The organism is Micromonospora sp. NPDC000089, assembly GCF_042899365.1.
In the GTDB taxonomy this organism is placed as follows: Bacteria; Actinomycetota; Actinomycetes; order Mycobacteriales; family Micromonosporaceae; genus Micromonospora.
Map to the genome: position 1 here is coordinate 139,396 of NZ_JBIAZT010000007.1, position 14,889 is coordinate 154,284.

Genomic DNA, 14,889 nt, shown 5'->3' on the forward strand with positions numbered 1-14,889 from the left:
TCGCGGGTGGGACCGCCCGCTCCCCCGGCCGGCGGTCCCACCCTCCGGGGGCGATGACGCAGACGACATCAGGTTCGTAGGGAGCGAGAAGATGCCCCGGTCCTCCGGAGAAGCACGCCCACCGGGTCCCAGGGTGGGCGTACCGACGCGGCCACACCTGCCGCTGCGCCCGCTCTGGCTCTGTCGACGCTGCGGCGCGCCCTGGCCGTGCGCGACCGCCCGCCTCACCCTGGTCGGTGAGTACGCGGCCGACCCGGTGGGGCTCAGCGTCTATCTGTGCGGCGTGCTCTACGAGGCGACCGCCGACCTGCACCGGCTCCACCCGGACGACCGACTCGACCCGGCCGCCCTGTTCGACCGCTTCCTCGGCTGGGCGCGCCGACGCGCGGCGCCCTGACTCAGGGGTGGGTCATCCGGAGCAGGTCGAGGGCCTCGTCGAGCTGGACCTCGGTGAGCTTGCCCGAGTCGACGTGCCCCCGGGAGATCACCACCTCACGGATCGACACCTGCTTGGCCAGCGCCTCCTTCGCGATCGAGGCGGCCTCGTCGTACCCGAGGTGGCGGTTGAGCGGGGTGACGATCGACGGCGAGCCCTCCGCGTACGCCAGGCAGACCTCGGCGTCCGCGACCAGGCCGGCCACCAGTCGGTCGGCGAAGAGCCGGCTGGACGCGGCGATCAGCTTGATCGACTCCAGCAGGTTGCGGCCCATCACCGGGAGCATCACGTTCAGCTCGAAGTCGCCCTGCGAGCCGGCGAACGCCACCGCCGCGTCGTTGCCGATCACCTGGGCGCAGACCTGGCGCATCGCCTCGGCGACCACCGGGTTCACCTTGCCCGGCATGATCGACGAGCCGGGCTGGAGGTCGGGGATGCGCAGCTCGCGCAGGCCGGCCCGGGGGCCGGAGCCCATCCAGCGGACGTCGTTGGCCACCTTGTACAGCCCGACGGCGATGGTGCGCAGCTGACCGGAGGTCTCCACCAGCGCGTCCCGGGCGCCCTGCGCCTCGAAGTGGTTGCGCGCCTCGCTCAGCGGCAGCCCGGTCGAGGCCCGCAGGCGCTCGATCACCTTGCCGGCGAAGCCCAGCGGGGTGTTGATCCCGGTGCCCACCGCGGTCCCGCCCAGCGGCAGCTCGGCCAGCCGGGGCAGCGTGCCCTCCACCCGCTCGATCCCGTAGCGGACCTGGGCGGCGTACCCGCCGAACTCCTGACCGAGGGTGACCGGGGTGGCGTCCATCAGGTGGGTGCGGCCGGCCTTGACCACCGTCTCGAACTCGGCGGCCTTCGCCTCCAACGCCTCGGCCAGGTGCCGCAGCGACGGGATCAGATCCTCCACCACGAACTGGGTGGCGGCCAGGTGGATCGAGGACGGGAAGACGTCGTTGCTGGACTGCGAGGCGTTCACGTCGTCGTTCGGGTGCACGTCCCGGCCCAGCTCGCGGGTGGCCAGGGTGGCGATCACCTCGTTGGTGTTCATGTTGGACGAGGTGCCCGAGCCGGTCTGGAACACGTCGATCGGGAACTGATCGTCGTACCCGCCGTCGGCGACGTGCGCGGCGGCGGTGGCGATAGCCTCGGCCACGTCCGCGCCGATCACCCCCAGCTCGGCGTTGACCTGGGCGGCGGCGCCCTTGATCTGGGCCAGCGCCTTGATCTGGGCCGGCTCGATGCCCCGCCCGGAGATCGGGAAGTTCTGCACCGCGCGCTGGGTCTGCGCCCGCCATAGCGCCTCGGCGGGCACCTCCACCTCGCCCATCGAGTCGCGTTCGATCCGGTACCCGGCAGCCTCTGGAGTCGTCACGCGTACCATCCTGCCGCCCCCGGCCCGGACGCGCAGATGATCGCTCAGTCCAGCGCGACCACGATCGCTTCGGCCGGCTCCTGACACCGGCGCGGAAGCGTTGTAGGCCACGCGTCGGGGAAGGTAGGATGTGGATCGCCAGGAGCAGTAGCTTCTGGAAGTGGACCCGGCAGCCTTCCGGACGGTGGGTGGGCCGGGTTTCGCGCATTCCATGGTCAGGTCACACCTCTCGGATGTCCCTGACCATCGGTCGCACCGTCGCCCGCCACTCCCCTCCCTTCGCCCAGCTCCAGGCAACCGCGTCCGGCACGGCGAGTAGGCAGTCCTCGTACGCCCGGAGGTGGTCGTACCGCACGCCCCCGGTGAGACCGTTGAGTCGCAACTGGGCATTGAGCAGCCGGGCGTCCGCGCTCCGCCGAGAGTCGTCGAGCTCCAGCACCAGCCGTTCCGCGCCGGCCTTGGCAGCGTCCTCGACCAGAGCACGCAGGCACGCGTCGCGCGCGTCCTTCTGACTGCGATACGCCGTGCCGTCGTAGAGGACGACCTCGGCTGTGAGGCTTCGCATCGTCGTGAGGATCTGACGACGCCGCTCGTCCCGCTCCTTGCAGAAATGAATACTGCGCTGGCCCCGCAGGGTCAGGCGGGCGACAACCTGCCGGGCCACCACGAGGTGCTCCGGCTCGACGGCTGCCGCCGCCAGCAGGAAACCTCGCTCCTTGGTCTCGTCGACGAAGACATGGGGCCCCACGTCGCCCCCTCTCCCCGGACCGTCAGAAGCTACGCCAGGGAGCACCCGGAGTGACCGCGCCACTCCGGGAGAGAAGGAGAAGTTCTCGGAGTTTGCGGGTCAGCGGCGGCCGACGGTGAGGACCGGCTTGGTGACCTCGGCGAAGAAGTCGTTGCCCTTGTCGTCGACCACGATGAACGCCGGGAAGTCCGCCACCTCGATCTTCCAGACCGCCTCCATGCCCAGCTCGGCGTACTCCAGCACCTCGACGTGCTTGATGCAGTCCTGCGCCAGCCGGGCGGCGGGGCCGCCGATCGAGCCGAGGTAGAAGCCGCCGTGCTGCTGGCAGGAGCGGGTGACCTGGCCGGACCGGTTGCCCTTGGCCAGCATCACCATCGAGCCGCCGGCCGCCTGGAACTTCTCCACGTACGCGTCCATCCGGCCGGCCGTGGTGGGGCCGAACGAGCCCGACGCGTACCCCTCGGGGGTCTTGGCCGGGCCGGCGTAGTAGACGGCGTGGTCGCGCAGGTACTGCGGCATCGGCTCGCCGGCGTCCAGCCGCTCGGCGATCTTGGCGTGCGCGATGTCCCGGGCCACCACCAGCGGGCCGGTCAGCGACAGCCGGGTCTTCACCGGGTACTTCGACAGCTCGGCCCGGATCTCGGCCATCGGCCGGTTCAGGTCGACCTGGACCACCTGCTCGGCGTCCAGCGTCTCGTCGGTGACGTCGGGCAGGAAGCGCGCCGGGTCGGTCTCCAGCCGCTCCAGCCACACGCCCGACGGGGTGATCTTCGCGACCGCCTGCCGGTCCGCCGAGCAGGACACCGCGATCGCCACGGGGCAGGACGCGCCGTGCCGGGGCAGCCGGACCACCCGCACGTCGTGGCAGAAGTACCGGCCACCGAACTGCGCGCCGATGCCGAAGTTGCGGGTCAGCTCCAGCACCTGCGCCTCCAGCTCCCGGTCCCGGAAGCCGTGCGCGCTCATCGAGCCGGCGCCGGGCAGCGAGTCGAGGTACTTGGCGGAGGCGTACTTGGCGGTCTTCAGGGCGTACTCGGCGGAGGTGCCGCCGATGACGATCGCCAGGTGGTACGGCGGGCAGGCGGCGGTGCCGATCAGCCGCAGCTTCTCCTCCAGGAACTGCATCATCCGCGTCGGGTTCAGCAGCGCCTTGGTCTCCTGGTAGAGGTAGGACTTGTTGGCCGAGCCGCCACCCTTGGCCATGAACAGGAACTTGTACGCGTCCGGGTGGCCGTCCGGGTCCTCGGCGTACAGCTCCACCTGGGCGGGCAGGTTGCTGCCGGTGTTCCGCTCGTCCCACATGGTCAGCGGGGCGAGCTGCGAGTAGCGCAGGTTCAGCTTCGTGTACGCCTGGTAGACGCCGCGCGAGATGGCCTCGGCGTCGGCGCCGTCGGTGAGCACGTGCCGGCCGCGCTTGCCCATCACGATCGCGGTGCCGGTGTCCTGGCACATCGGCAGCACCCCACCGGCGGCGATGTTGGCGTTGCGCAGCAGGTCCAGCGCGACGAACCGGTCGTTCGGCGAGGCCAGCGGGTCGTCGATGATCGACCCCAGCTGGGCCAGGTGCGCGGGGCGCAGGTAGTGGGCGATGTCGTGCATCGCCTCGGCGGTCAGCGCGGTCAGCGCGGCCGGCTCGACGGTGAGGAACCGACGGCCCCCCGGGCCGTTGACGACATCGACGCCCTCGTCGGTGACCAGGCGGTACTCCGTCTGGTCCGGGCCGGTCGGCAGCAAGGGGGCGTACGAGAACGCGGCGGCACTGCTCATGAGCGGAAAGCCTAGGGCAGCCGGGCCGATCGGTGACACCCACCGGGTGAGTCGTGGGACGCCGCTCTCATCCGTTTCCGTCCGCGCACAGCTCGTTCTTCGGCCCGCAGCTGTCGTCCACCTCGGGACCGCCGCCGGTGCGGCCCGGGCCGGGCCGTCCGGGTCGGTCGTCGGCCGGGCCGGGCGGGACCGGCGGTACGTCGGCGCCGGCGCCCCAGCGGACGTACCCGATCTCCCGCCCCTCCCCGATGATCATGCCGTTCGGGCCGACGGCCAAGGCGTTGGCGCTGGTCCGCAGCACGGCCAGCTCCCCACCGTCGCGCGGGTCGAGGGCGATCAGCCGGTTCGGCTTGTCCTGGCTGACGAGCGCCGCGTACGGGGTCAGCGAGGCGCCGACCCTGCCCTGCACGGGACGGGTCCAGCGCACCCGCGCCCCGCCCAGCTCCCGCCCGGTCAGCGTGCCCTTGTCGGCGCTCTGCACCAGGGCGTACCGGTCGTCCACGGCGAGCAGCTTCTCGCCCGCGGCGTCGACCAGCAGCAACCGGCCGTCGTACCCGTCGATGACCGTCTCCCGACCGTCCGGGCCCACCCCGATCAGCACGTTCCGGGCGCCCTGCGGGTCCTCCCGCTGGGGGCAGCCGGCGCTGTCCGCGGTCCGCAGGTTGAACCCGGCCCGCCGCCACACCTCCTGGCCGGTGGCCGGGTCGCGGGCGGAGACGGTGAACTGGCAGCTGCCGTCGACGGAGACCGCGGTGATCCGCAGCATCCGGCCGCCGATCACCGCCAACCGCTCGTCCCGGCCCGGCTCGACGTTCTGCACCACCCGCCCGGTGGCGGTGTCCACAACGTGCACCCGGCCGTCGACGGGGAAGCCGAGCAGCGGCGGCACCGGCTCCGGCCCGGCCACCCCCTCGTCGATCCGGGGTGCGGTGAGCCGGCGGCTGCCGAGCAGGTGCGGGTTGTCGGCGAACAGCCCGGTGCTGACCCCGGGCAACGGCGCGGTCCACAGTGGCGTGGTGCCGCGCGGGTCCCAGGCCCGCAGCGTGCAGTCGGTCGCCTCGAAGCAGCGGGCGTCCAGCAGCAGGTTCCGGTACGTCCACACGGCCACCGCGTCGCCGTCGCGCCGGCGGACCACCCCGGTGGTCGGGTCGAGCACCTCGTACCCCTTGACCAGGAGCTTGCCCACCGCGACGACCGGGTCACGGTCGCCGCCGGCCACCGCGGCCCAGTCGGCCTTGCGCTCCCAGAGCTGGCCACCGGTGGCCAGGCTGCGCGACTCGACCCGGGTGCGCTGCTCGACGATCACGGTGTCGCCGGCGATGGTCACCCCCTTGGGGGTGCCGCCGATCCGCTGCTGCCAGACCACGTCCGGCTCGGCGATCGGGTCGCTGCGGTCCACCCAGTCCCACAGCTTCGGGAACGGGTTCCACACCCCGGTGGCGGCGAGCACGACCACGGCGACGAGCCCGAGCAGCAACCACCCACGTACGCCGAGGCCCTTCACACCGCACACGGTAGCGACGATCACCGAACTCTCCGGCCCCCGCGCCGGAGTGTCGGCTCGCTTTCTGCGCGCGAGCGCCCCCGACCTCCGCCGGCGCGGCTCAGGTGCGCGCCGGCGGGCCGCCCGGATCCCGCCGGGCGGTGGCCGAGTGCAGCAGCGGAAGGACCCGGTGCGGGATCTGCTCGGCCAGCGCGATGATGGTCGACGCGCGGCGGATGCCGTCGTACGAGACGATCTGGTCGATCACCCGCTGCAGGTCGGTGTTGGACCGGGCCACGATCCGGCAGAGCAGGTCGCTGGCGCCGGTGATGGTGTACGCCTCCAGCACCTCCGGAATGGCCGCGAGGTGCGCGGTGACCGCGTCGTGGCCGTGCCGCTGGCTGATCTCCAGGGTGACGAAGCTGGTCACCGTGAAGCCGATCGCGGCCGGCGACACGTCCGGCCCGAACCCGCGGATCACCCCCCGGTCGACCAGCTTGTCCAGCCGGGCCTGGGCGGTGCCGCGGGCCACCCCGAGCCGGCGGGAGCACTCCAGCACGCCGATCCGCGGCTCGTCGGCGAGCAGTTGGATGAGCCGGGCGTCCAGCTCGTCCAGCTGTACATCCTGTCCAGCGTTCATGCCGGAACACCCTACCGAATGCGCAACCTGACCAGGGGAAAATGTGAGGGTTGCCCAGTCGCCGGGCGCACCGCGATCCTCGCCCCCAGAGCACGACACGGACCACCGCGGCGGCCCACGAGGCCGGCCGGTACGCGAGGGAGGCCACCATGACCCAGGCGATCGACCGACCCCAGTCGAGCGACGACGTCGACGTCGACCAGCTCGTCGGCGCCGTCGACCACGACATCAGCCACGACCCGTTCCCGGTCAGGGGCCTCGACCACCTGCACTTCCTGGTCGGCAACGCCAAGCAGGCGGCGCACTACTACTCCACCGCCTACGGCATGACCTGCGTCGCCTACCGGGGCCCGGAGCAGGGCTACCGCGACCACGCCCAGTACGTGCTGACCAGCGGTTCGGCCCGGTTCGTGGTGACCGGCGTGGTCCGCCCGGGGGCCGACGGCGAGACGCACGTGGCCCGGCACAGCGACGGCATCTCCGACATCGCGCTGGAGGTGCCGGACGTGGACGCCGCGTACGCGCACGCCGTCGCGCAGGGCGCGACCGGCCTGGTCGAGCCGCACGAGGTCAGTGACGAGCACGGCACCGTCCGGATGGCGTCCATCGCCGCGTACGGCGACACCCGGCACAGCCTGGTCGACCGGTCCCGCTACACCGGCCCGTTCCTGCCCGGCTTCGTCGCCCGCGGCCCGATCGTGGACCGGCAGCCGATGATCGACGCCGGCATCCAGCCGAAGCGCTTCTTCCAGGCCGTCGACCACGTGGTCGGCAACGTGGAGCTGGGCCGGATGGACGAGTGGGTCGAGTTCTACAAGCGGGTGATGGGCTTCTCCAACATGGCGGAGTTCATCGGCGACGACATCGCCACCGACTACTCGGCGCTGATGAGCAAGGTGGTGGCCAGCGGCACCCGCAAGGTGAAGTTCCCGCTGAACGAGCCGGCGATCGCCCGCAAGAAGTCGCAGATCGACGAGTACCTGGAGTTCTACCAGGGCCCGGGCGCCCAGCACATCGCGGTGGCCACCAACGACATCCTGGCCAGCGTCGACGCCATGCGCGCGGCCGGCGTCGAGTTCCTCGACACGCCCGACTCGTACTACGACGACCCGGAGCTGCGCGCCCGGATCGGCAACGTCCGGGTGCCGATCGAGGAGCTGAAGTCCCGCAAGATCCTCGTCGACCGGGACGAGGACGGCTACCTGCTGCAGATCTTCACCAAGCCGGTGCAGGACCGCCCGACGGTCTTCTTCGAGCTGATCGAGCGGCACGGCTCGCTCGGCTTCGGCAAGGGCAACTTCAAGGCGCTCTTCGAGGCGATCGAGCGGGAGCAGGAAGCGCGCGGCAACCTGTAACACTGTCCAGCGTGACCCAGCCTCCGACCTCCCCGACGCCGCCGGCCGGCGGGCCATCGCCCGTCGCCGGCGGCTTCGCGCCGCCCGCCGGCCCGCCCGGGTACGCGTACCCGGTGCCCGCGCAGCCCGGCCCGTACTCCGGGCTGCCGGGCTATCCGGCCGGCCCGCCCGGCGGGCCGTACCGGGGCTTCCCGCCCGTGCCGCTCTCCCCCGGTGGGCTGCCGCTGGCCGGGTTCGGCGACCGGCTGGTGGCGGTGCTGGTGGACAGCCTGATCCTGAGCGCGGTGGCGCTGGTCTTCGCGGTGCCGGCGTTCTTCGCCTTCTTGGCGCTGGCGACGCCCGAGCTGGCCGGCACGGGACCGGACGGCACGCCGACCGGCGACCCGTTCACCGGCTTCCTGCTGCCGCTGCTGGCGCTGGAGGCCGGGCTGTTCCTGGTGATGCTCGGGCTGACCTACTTGTACTACGTCGAGCTGACCCTGCGCCGCGGCCAGACCATCGGCAAGCGGGTGGCGAAGGTGAAGATCGTGCCGATCGACCCCACCCGCGCCCTGGACCGGAAGGCCCTGGCCAAGCGGTGGCTCGCCCAGCACGTCGGCGCCGCGCTCGTTCCCGGGCTCAGCTACGTCGACGGGCTCTGGCAGCTCTGGGACAAGCCCCACCAGCAGTGCCTCCATGACAAGTTCGCCGACACCGTCGTCGTTAAGGTTGCCGGGTGAGCGTTCAACCAGGCTGGTACGTCGACCCCGCGGAGCCCACCACCCGACGCTGGTGGGACGGCGAGGGCTGGATCGGCGCTCCCGTCCCGGTGGACGTCACCCCGCCAGAAGGTCCACCGCCCGCCGAACCCGAGCCGCCGGCGCCCGCCGCGCCGGTCTCCGGCACACCGGGTGCCGGCGTGCCGGCCTCGGGCCCGCCGGCCCCCGCCGGGAGTGGCGTGCCGGACCAGGGCGCGCCGTACCCACCCGGTGCCACCCACGGGCCGCCGCCCGGCTGGCCGTACCCCACCTGGCCGGGCCGGCCGCCCGAGCCGCGACCGCACGGGCTGCCGCTGGCCGGGTACGGCAGCCGGCTGGTCGCCCGCCTGATCGACCTGGGCATCGTGCTGCTGCTCAACGCGGTGGTCAACGGCTGGTTCGTCTGGCGGTTCTTCCGCGAGCTCTCCCCCGCGCTCGACGAGGCCTGGCGCCGGGCCACCACCGGCGACACCACCAGCACCCCGCTGCCGCCCCCCGGTGAGCAGGCCGCCGGACTGCAGATCGCCATCCTGGTGATCGCCACCGCGCTCTGGTTCGCCTACGAGGTGCCGTCGATGGCCGCCCGCGGGCAGACCTTCGGCAAGCGGGTGATGCGGGTGCGCGCGGTGCCGGTGGAGGCCGACCAGCCGCTCGGCGTCGGCCGGGCCACCCGCCGGTGGAGCACCCTCGGAATGCCCACCCTGCTCTGGTACTGCTGCGGCCTGGGCCTGGTGCTGCAGTTCGTCGACGCGGTCTCCGCGCTCTTCGACCACCCGCTGCGCCAGGCGCTGCACGACAAGCGGGCGCTGACCGTCGTGGTGCGGGTGCCGCGATCCGGCGACCCGACCACCCCCGCCACCCCCACCGAGGGAGACACCCCATGACCGGACGTCACCAGCCCCCGCTGCGGCTGACCCGCGCCGACCTCGACGCGCTGCCCAACTACGTGCCCGGGCGCAGCCCCGCCGACCTGGCCCGCGAGCTGGGCCTGACCGAGGCGATCAAGCTGGCCAGCAACGAGGTGCCGTACGGCCCGCTGCCCGGCGTGGTGGAGGCCGTCACCGAGGCGGTCACCGGCTCGCACCGGTACCCGGACATGGGCGTGGTGGCGCTGCGCAGCACGCTCGCCGAGCGCTACGGCGTGGACGCCGACCGGATCGCCACCGGCTGCGGTTCGGTGGCGCTGGCCGAGCACCTGGTCCGGGCCACCTGCCTGCCCGGCGACGAGCTGCTGTACTCGTGGCGCTCGTTCGAGGCGTACCCGATCATCGCGGCGACCAGCGGCGCGACCAGCGTGCGAGTGCCCAACGACGCCGGGCACGGGCACGACCTGGCCTCGATGGCCGCGGCGGTGACCGACCGGACCCGGATGGTGCTGGTCTGCAACCCGAACAACCCCACCGGTACGGCGGTGCGCAAGCCGGAGCTGGACCGCTTCCTCGACGCGGTCGGCGAGGACGTGCTGGTGGTGATCGACGAGGCGTACCGGGAGTTCGTCACCGACCCCGAGGTGCCGGACGGCCTGACCTACCTCGACCGGCCGAACGTGGTGGTGCTGCGCACCCTGTCCAAGGCGTGGGGCCTGGCCGGGCTGCGGATCGGCTGGCTGGTCGGCGCCCCCGAGGTGGCCGCCGCGATCCGCAAGGTGGTCACCCCGTTCTCCACCAGCACGGCCGCCCAGGCCGGCGCGCTGGCCGCGCTGGCCCAGGCCGACGAGATGCAGCGGCGCTGCGCGCTGGTCGTCGCGGAGCGGGAGCGGGTCACCGAGGCGCTGCGCAAGCTCCTCCCCGACGTGCCGACCAGCCAGGCCAACTTCGTCTGGCTGCCGCTGGGCGACCGGGCCGTCGACTTCGGCAAGGCGTGCGAGGCGCGCGGCGTGATCGTCCGCCCGTTCGCCGGCGACGGGGTCCGGGTCACCATCGGCACCCCGGCGGAGAACGACGCCTTCCTGGCCGCCGCGGAGACCGCGCTGAGCTGACCGGCACGGGCTCGCCGCGACCGGCTCAGGTCGCGGCGAGCACCACCGGCTCGGCGGTGAGGAACCACGCCTGGTCGTCGTCGCCCGGCGAGGCGCTCTCCCGGAGCCGCTCGACCGCCACGTAGCCGTCCACCGCGTACGCCATCCCCGGCTGCCAGCCGGTGCCCTCCCGGCCCACCGTCAACGGGAACCGGGACCGCGCGGCGCCGGTCACCGGGTCCAGGGTGACCAACTCCTTCGTGCTGGTCAGCACGTGCAGCCGGCCGGGCTCCACGGCGACCACGCGGACCTCGCCCAGGTCGCCGCGCCGCCACCGTTCCTTGCCGGTACGCGCCTCCCGGCCGGTCAGCACCGGGCCGGTGTTGGCCACCGCCAGGTCACCGAGCAGGACGGCGTCCGGGGCGTCCAGCGCCGGCGCGGGCACCGGATCGCCCGGGCCCACCAGCCAGCCCCGGATGGCCAGGCCCGGGCCGGAGGTCCGCAGGCCACGACACTTCGAGTACGCGGTCACACAACCCACTGGCGTCACGGTCAGCTCGGCGCCCGCGCCCGGCGGTCGCCAGCGGCCGGTCACCGTGCCGGTCGTGGAGTTCCGGAACTCGACGGTCGCCGGTCCGGCGCAGGAGTCCACCGAGAGCACCCGGCCGTCGGCGGTGGTGCCCAGGTCGGCCCGGCAGTCCGTGCCGTCGACCCGCCACAGCTCCCGCCCGTCGGCCAGCGCGTAACCGCGCAGCCGACCCTCGCCGGAGAGCACCAGCACCGGCCGGCCGGCCGGGCCGGGCGCGAGGAACATTCCGCGCGGGTCCCACACCGTCGCCGCCCCGGTCCGCCGGGCGGTGAACCCGTCGCCCGGCTTCGGGCCGTCCGCCCGCCACATCTCGCGGCCGGTCAGCCCGTCCAGCGCCACGATCTTCCCGTCGGACCAGCGGCTGACCACCGTGGTGCCACCCGCCATGACCCCGTTGAGCTGGGCCGGCCAGCGCCGGAACGACCAGAACGGGGTCACCCGGACCTTCGCGTCGGCGGGCTGGTCGGCGTAGAGCTGCCGCTGCGCGGCGTACACCCGCAGCCGGCCTTCGACGACCAGCGGCGCCACCGGCAGCCGGCCGACCGTGCCGATCGGCGGGGTGGCCGGCGCCGGCGGTGGCGTCCGCGCGGAGGTGAGCACCTCGGCGGGCGCGAGCACCCGGTAGCCGATGACCGCGACCGCCACCAGGACGAGCAGCGCCGCGACCGCGACCACCACCGGTCGCCGGCCCTTCGGGAAACCCATGCCGCACCTCCGCCCGGCACCCTACCCAGACGGTCGCCGGGCGCCCCTGTCAGGCTCCGGGGCGCCGGTCGGCTCAGGCGGCGACGGCGTTCTCGCCGCTGCTGGCGCCGGTGAGGTCGGCGAGGTCACGGCGGATGGCGCCCTCCACCGCGCGGGCCGCCAGGCCGCCGAAGAGCAGCGCCATCACCCGCCCGTACGGCGCGGTGGGCACCGCCTGGTGCTCGACGGTGACCGCGGTGCAGCCCCGGCGACGGCGGCGCACGGTGCGCAGCGTCCAGGTGATCCGGTAGTCGACGCCGATGCCCGGCGAGCTGAGCAGCAGCCGTTGCGGGGGGTCGACCGCCAGGACGACGAACTCCTCGGCCTGGTCGCCGCCGTCCGGCCGGGTGCGGGTCTCCCGCCAGGCGGTGCCGGGGCCGAAGCCGCCGGGGGTGAGCAGCTCGACGCCGCCGACGGTGGAGAGCCAGCCGGCCCGGATCGGCAGGTCGACCAGGCGCGCCCAGACCTCGTCGACCGGTGCCTCGATGAACGCGGTGACCGTGACCGTCGACATGACACCTCCCGTGTCGTCCACGGTACGGCGGGTGAACCGCTCACGGGGCCCGCCGGCGGGATTTTCCGCCCCGAGCACCACCGCGCCGGGGTCGCCGCGCGGGGGGCAGGGGTGGCTCAGGGTCGGAACCGGCCCCGGCGGACGGCGGAGACGAACGCCGCCCAGCCCGGCGGCCCCACCACCAGGGCCGGACCGCCCGGCGCCTTGGAGTCGCGGATCCCCACCACCCCCCGGGCCGGTACGAGGTTGTCCGCAACCTCCACGCAGAGCCCCTGGTCGTTCGAGCGGCTGCTGGTACGCCAGACCGCGCCGGCGAGATCGTTCATGCTGTTGCCTCCTGTCGCTCGGACGCGCCGACGCCGCCCACGGGTGCGAGCGGGGCTGCGACGGAATCCCGTCGATCAACGCGGCAGCAGCGCCCCGCCATCGGACACCGGGTGCGATGGCGGGGGTGGCACGTCACCGGGCGGGCAGGATGCGCCCGGTCACCTCGCCCAGGGCGATGGTGGTGCCGTCCGGACCGGGCGCGGTGGCCCGGAGGGTGACCGTGTCGCCGTCCTCCAGGAAGGTGCGGAGCTGGCCGCCGCCGACCTTGACCGGCTCGGCGCCGCCCCAGGTGAGCTCCAGGAACGAGCCGACCTGGCCGCGCTCCGGGCCGGAGACGGTGCCCGAGGCGTACAGGTCGCCGGTGCGCAGCGAGGCGCCGTTGACGGTGAGGTGGGCCAGCTGCTGGGCGGGCGTCCAGTACATGGTGGCGAACGGCGGCTCGGCGACCCGCTCGCCGTTCCACTCCACCGCCAGCCGCAGGTCCAGCCCCAGGTGCGGGGCGTCGCGCAGGTAGTCCTGCACCGGCGGGTCCTGGTCGGGGGCGGGCACGAACGCCTCGGCCAGCGCGTCCAGCGGGGTGACCCAGGCCGACACGGAGGTGGCGAAGGACTTGCCGAGGAACGGGCCGAGCGGTTGGTACTCCCAGGCCTGGATGTCCCGCGCCGACCAGTCGTTCACCAGCACCACGCCGAAGACGTGGTCGGCGAAGTCGTCCACCCCGACCCGGTCGCCCAGCCGGCTGGGCACGCCGACCACGAAGCCCACCTCGGCCTCGATGTCCAGGCGTACGGAGGGGCCGGTGGTGGGGCCCTGCGGGGTGGCGCGCTGCCCGGTGGGGCGGACCACCGGGGTGCCGGAGACGACCACCGTGCCGGCCCGGCCGTGGTACCCGATCGGCAGGTGCTTCCAGTTCGGCAGCAGCGGCGGCTGGCCGGGGCGGAAGATCTGCCCGACGTTCGACGCGTGGTGCTCGGAGGAGTAGAAGTCGACGTAGTCGGCCACCTCGAAGGGCAGCAGCAGCTCGACCTCGGCCAGCGGCACCAGCAGCGGTTCCACCGCCGGGCGGTGCTCCTCCTCGGTGAGCAGCTCGACGATCCGCTGCCGGACCGACGTCCACTGCGGACGGCCGAGCGCCATGAAGTCGTTCAGGGTGGGCCGGCCGAGCGCGCCGCCGGCCAGCACCAGACCGGCCGCCTCGGCGCCGGCCAGGTCGAGGACCAGGTCGGCGACGCGTACGCCGATCCGGGGCGGCCGACCGCCGTGCCGGAACACCCCGTACGGCAGGTTGCGCACCCCGTACGCCGAACCGTCCACACCGTCAACCCAGCTCACGCTTCGAATCCTCCATTCACCAGCCCCAGCCGGATCAGATCGGTCAGTGGTTCCAGGATGCTGCACGAGCCGAACCCGACCCACAGCGGACGCTCGCCCTCCCGGTCGGCGCGCACCCGCTCGGCCAGCGACGACGGGTTGGTGACCGCCAGCGGCACGGCCACCTCGACCGCGTCGTCGTCCCGGACGGCCGCCAGCACGGCGGCCAGCACGTTGCCGAAGCCGTGATGGGTGAAGCCGGTCTCCGGGTCGAGGTGCCGGACGGCGTGGTGCAGCCCGGCGGTCAGCTTGAACGGCAGGTCGCGATCCCGGCAGGCGCAGATCACCGCGGCCAGCTCGGTCGGGGTGGGGAACAGCTCGGCGGCCAGCCCGCCGGTGCGGAACTTGGCGGCGATCGGGAGACCGGCGGCGCGGGCGGCGGCGACCGCGTCGAGCGCGGCGGTCAGCCCGAAGGTCAGCGGGATCTCGGCGTACCAGTCGATCCGGCCGCCGGGCCGGTCCAGGCCGGCGCGGGCCAGCTCGACCAGGGTGGCGACGCCGGGCAGCGGGTCCTCGCCACGCTTGCCGACCGCCGCCTCGACCTGACGGATCCGGATCCGCTCGTCGGCCACGGCGCAGGCCTTCGCCAGTTCGTCGAGCGGCAGGTCCCCGATCACCCCGACGGCGATCCGCTCGTCGTGGGCCAGCAGGCCGGCCAGCTCGGCCAGCCGGGAGGCGGGCAGCAGCAGCGGGCCGACCAGGTCGGCGTACCAGGCGGCCCGGTGGATGCGGTGCGCGGCGACCGCGTCCGGCATCGACGCGCTGCCGGGCGGGAAGACGGCGGCGTCGTCGACCAGGCCGGTGAGGAGGCGGGGCACCTGCGTTGACACGAGACAAGAATCTACGGGACGCTACAAG

At 73.6% G+C, this 14,889-nt stretch carries 15 protein-coding genes; 5 read left to right on the forward strand and 10 right to left on the reverse strand.

Annotated features, from left to right (window positions below):
* Nucleotides 1-91 precede the first annotated feature (91 nt).
* On the forward strand, nt 92-397 hold the full coding sequence (locus tag ACFY3U_RS15455; protein WP_387201062.1) for a hypothetical protein: 306 nt from the start codon (nt 92-94) through the stop codon (nt 395-397).
* A 1-nt stretch (nt 398) separates the two neighbouring features.
* Here ACFY3U_RS15455 and ACFY3U_RS15460 read toward each other — a convergent pair whose 3' ends face one another.
* The 5 genes from ACFY3U_RS15460 to ACFY3U_RS15480 form a co-directional block, all read right to left on the reverse strand.
* On the reverse strand, nt 399-1,808 hold the full coding sequence (locus ACFY3U_RS15460; RefSeq protein WP_387201065.1) for a class II fumarate hydratase: 1,410 nt from the start codon (nt 1,806-1,808) through the stop codon (nt 399-401).
* A gap of 211 nt (nt 1,809-2,019) precedes the next feature.
* Entirely contained in the window at nt 2,020-2,547 is a 528-nt protein-coding gene (locus ACFY3U_RS15465; protein WP_387201068.1) for a hypothetical protein, read from the reverse strand.
* A 99-nt stretch (nt 2,548-2,646) separates the two neighbouring features.
* Entirely contained in the window at nt 2,647-4,314 is a 1,668-nt protein-coding gene (locus tag ACFY3U_RS15470) for a fumarate hydratase (protein WP_387201071.1), read from the reverse strand.
* Between the two features lie 67 nt (nt 4,315-4,381).
* Nucleotides 4,382-5,791 carry a PQQ-binding-like beta-propeller repeat protein gene (locus ACFY3U_RS15475; protein WP_387201527.1) on the reverse strand — a complete coding sequence of 470 codons (1,410 nt, stop codon included), beginning with the start codon at nt 5,789-5,791 and terminating at the stop codon, nt 4,382-4,384.
* 127 nt (nt 5,792-5,918) lie between these two features.
* Nucleotides 5,919-6,437 carry an Lrp/AsnC family transcriptional regulator gene (locus ACFY3U_RS15480; RefSeq protein WP_387201074.1) on the reverse strand — a complete coding sequence of 173 codons (519 nt, stop codon included), beginning with the start codon at nt 6,435-6,437 and terminating at the stop codon, nt 5,919-5,921.
* 149 nt (nt 6,438-6,586) lie between these two features.
* On the opposite strand from ACFY3U_RS15480, the gene hppD reads away from it, so the two are divergent.
* The 4 genes from hppD to hisC are packed head-to-tail and all read left to right on the forward strand — an operon-like array spanning nt 6,587 to nt 10,507.
* Nucleotides 6,587-7,792 (forward strand): 4-hydroxyphenylpyruvate dioxygenase, encoded by a 1,206-nt coding sequence (gene hppD / locus ACFY3U_RS15485; protein ID WP_387201077.1) that lies wholly within the window; start codon nt 6,587-6,589, stop codon nt 7,790-7,792.
* Between the two features lie 11 nt (nt 7,793-7,803).
* A complete protein-coding gene (locus ACFY3U_RS15490; RefSeq protein ID WP_387201080.1) occupies nt 7,804-8,511 on the forward strand; it encodes an RDD family protein in 708 nt (235 codons plus the stop codon).
* Entirely contained in the window at nt 8,508-9,413 is a 906-nt protein-coding gene (locus ACFY3U_RS15495; protein ID WP_387201083.1) for an RDD family protein, read from the forward strand. The genes ACFY3U_RS15490 and ACFY3U_RS15495 overlap by 4 nt, the downstream gene beginning before the upstream one ends.
* On the forward strand, nt 9,410-10,507 hold the full coding sequence (gene hisC / locus ACFY3U_RS15500) for a histidinol-phosphate transaminase (RefSeq protein ID WP_387201086.1): 1,098 nt from the start codon (nt 9,410-9,412) through the stop codon (nt 10,505-10,507). Before ACFY3U_RS15495 ends, hisC begins: the two co-directional genes overlap by 4 nt.
* 25 nt (nt 10,508-10,532) lie before the next feature.
* On the opposite strand, the gene ACFY3U_RS15505 is transcribed toward hisC, so the two are convergent.
* The 5 genes from ACFY3U_RS15505 to ACFY3U_RS15525 form a co-directional block, all read right to left on the reverse strand.
* Nucleotides 10,533-11,780, reverse strand: coding sequence for a PQQ-binding-like beta-propeller repeat protein (locus ACFY3U_RS15505; protein WP_387201088.1), 1,248 nt, complete (start codon nt 11,778-11,780; stop codon nt 10,533-10,535).
* A gap of 73 nt (nt 11,781-11,853) precedes the next feature.
* Nucleotides 11,854-12,333 (reverse strand): SRPBCC family protein, encoded by a 480-nt coding sequence (locus ACFY3U_RS15510; protein WP_387201090.1) that lies wholly within the window; start codon nt 12,331-12,333, stop codon nt 11,854-11,856.
* 116 nt (nt 12,334-12,449) lie between these two features.
* Nucleotides 12,450-12,659, reverse strand: coding sequence for a DUF397 domain-containing protein (locus tag ACFY3U_RS15515; protein WP_387201092.1), 210 nt, complete (start codon nt 12,657-12,659; stop codon nt 12,450-12,452).
* 133 nt (nt 12,660-12,792) lie between these two features.
* Nucleotides 12,793-13,992 carry a fumarylacetoacetase gene (gene fahA, locus ACFY3U_RS15520; protein ID WP_387201094.1) on the reverse strand — a complete coding sequence of 400 codons (1,200 nt, stop codon included), beginning with the start codon at nt 13,990-13,992 and terminating at the stop codon, nt 12,793-12,795.
* Complete coding sequence (locus ACFY3U_RS15525) at nt 13,989-14,861, reverse strand: hypothetical protein (protein WP_387201096.1); 873 nt, start codon at nt 14,859-14,861, stop codon at nt 13,989-13,991. The genes fahA and ACFY3U_RS15525 overlap by 4 nt, the downstream gene beginning before the upstream one ends.
* Between the last annotated feature and the right edge of the window lie 28 nt (nt 14,862-14,889).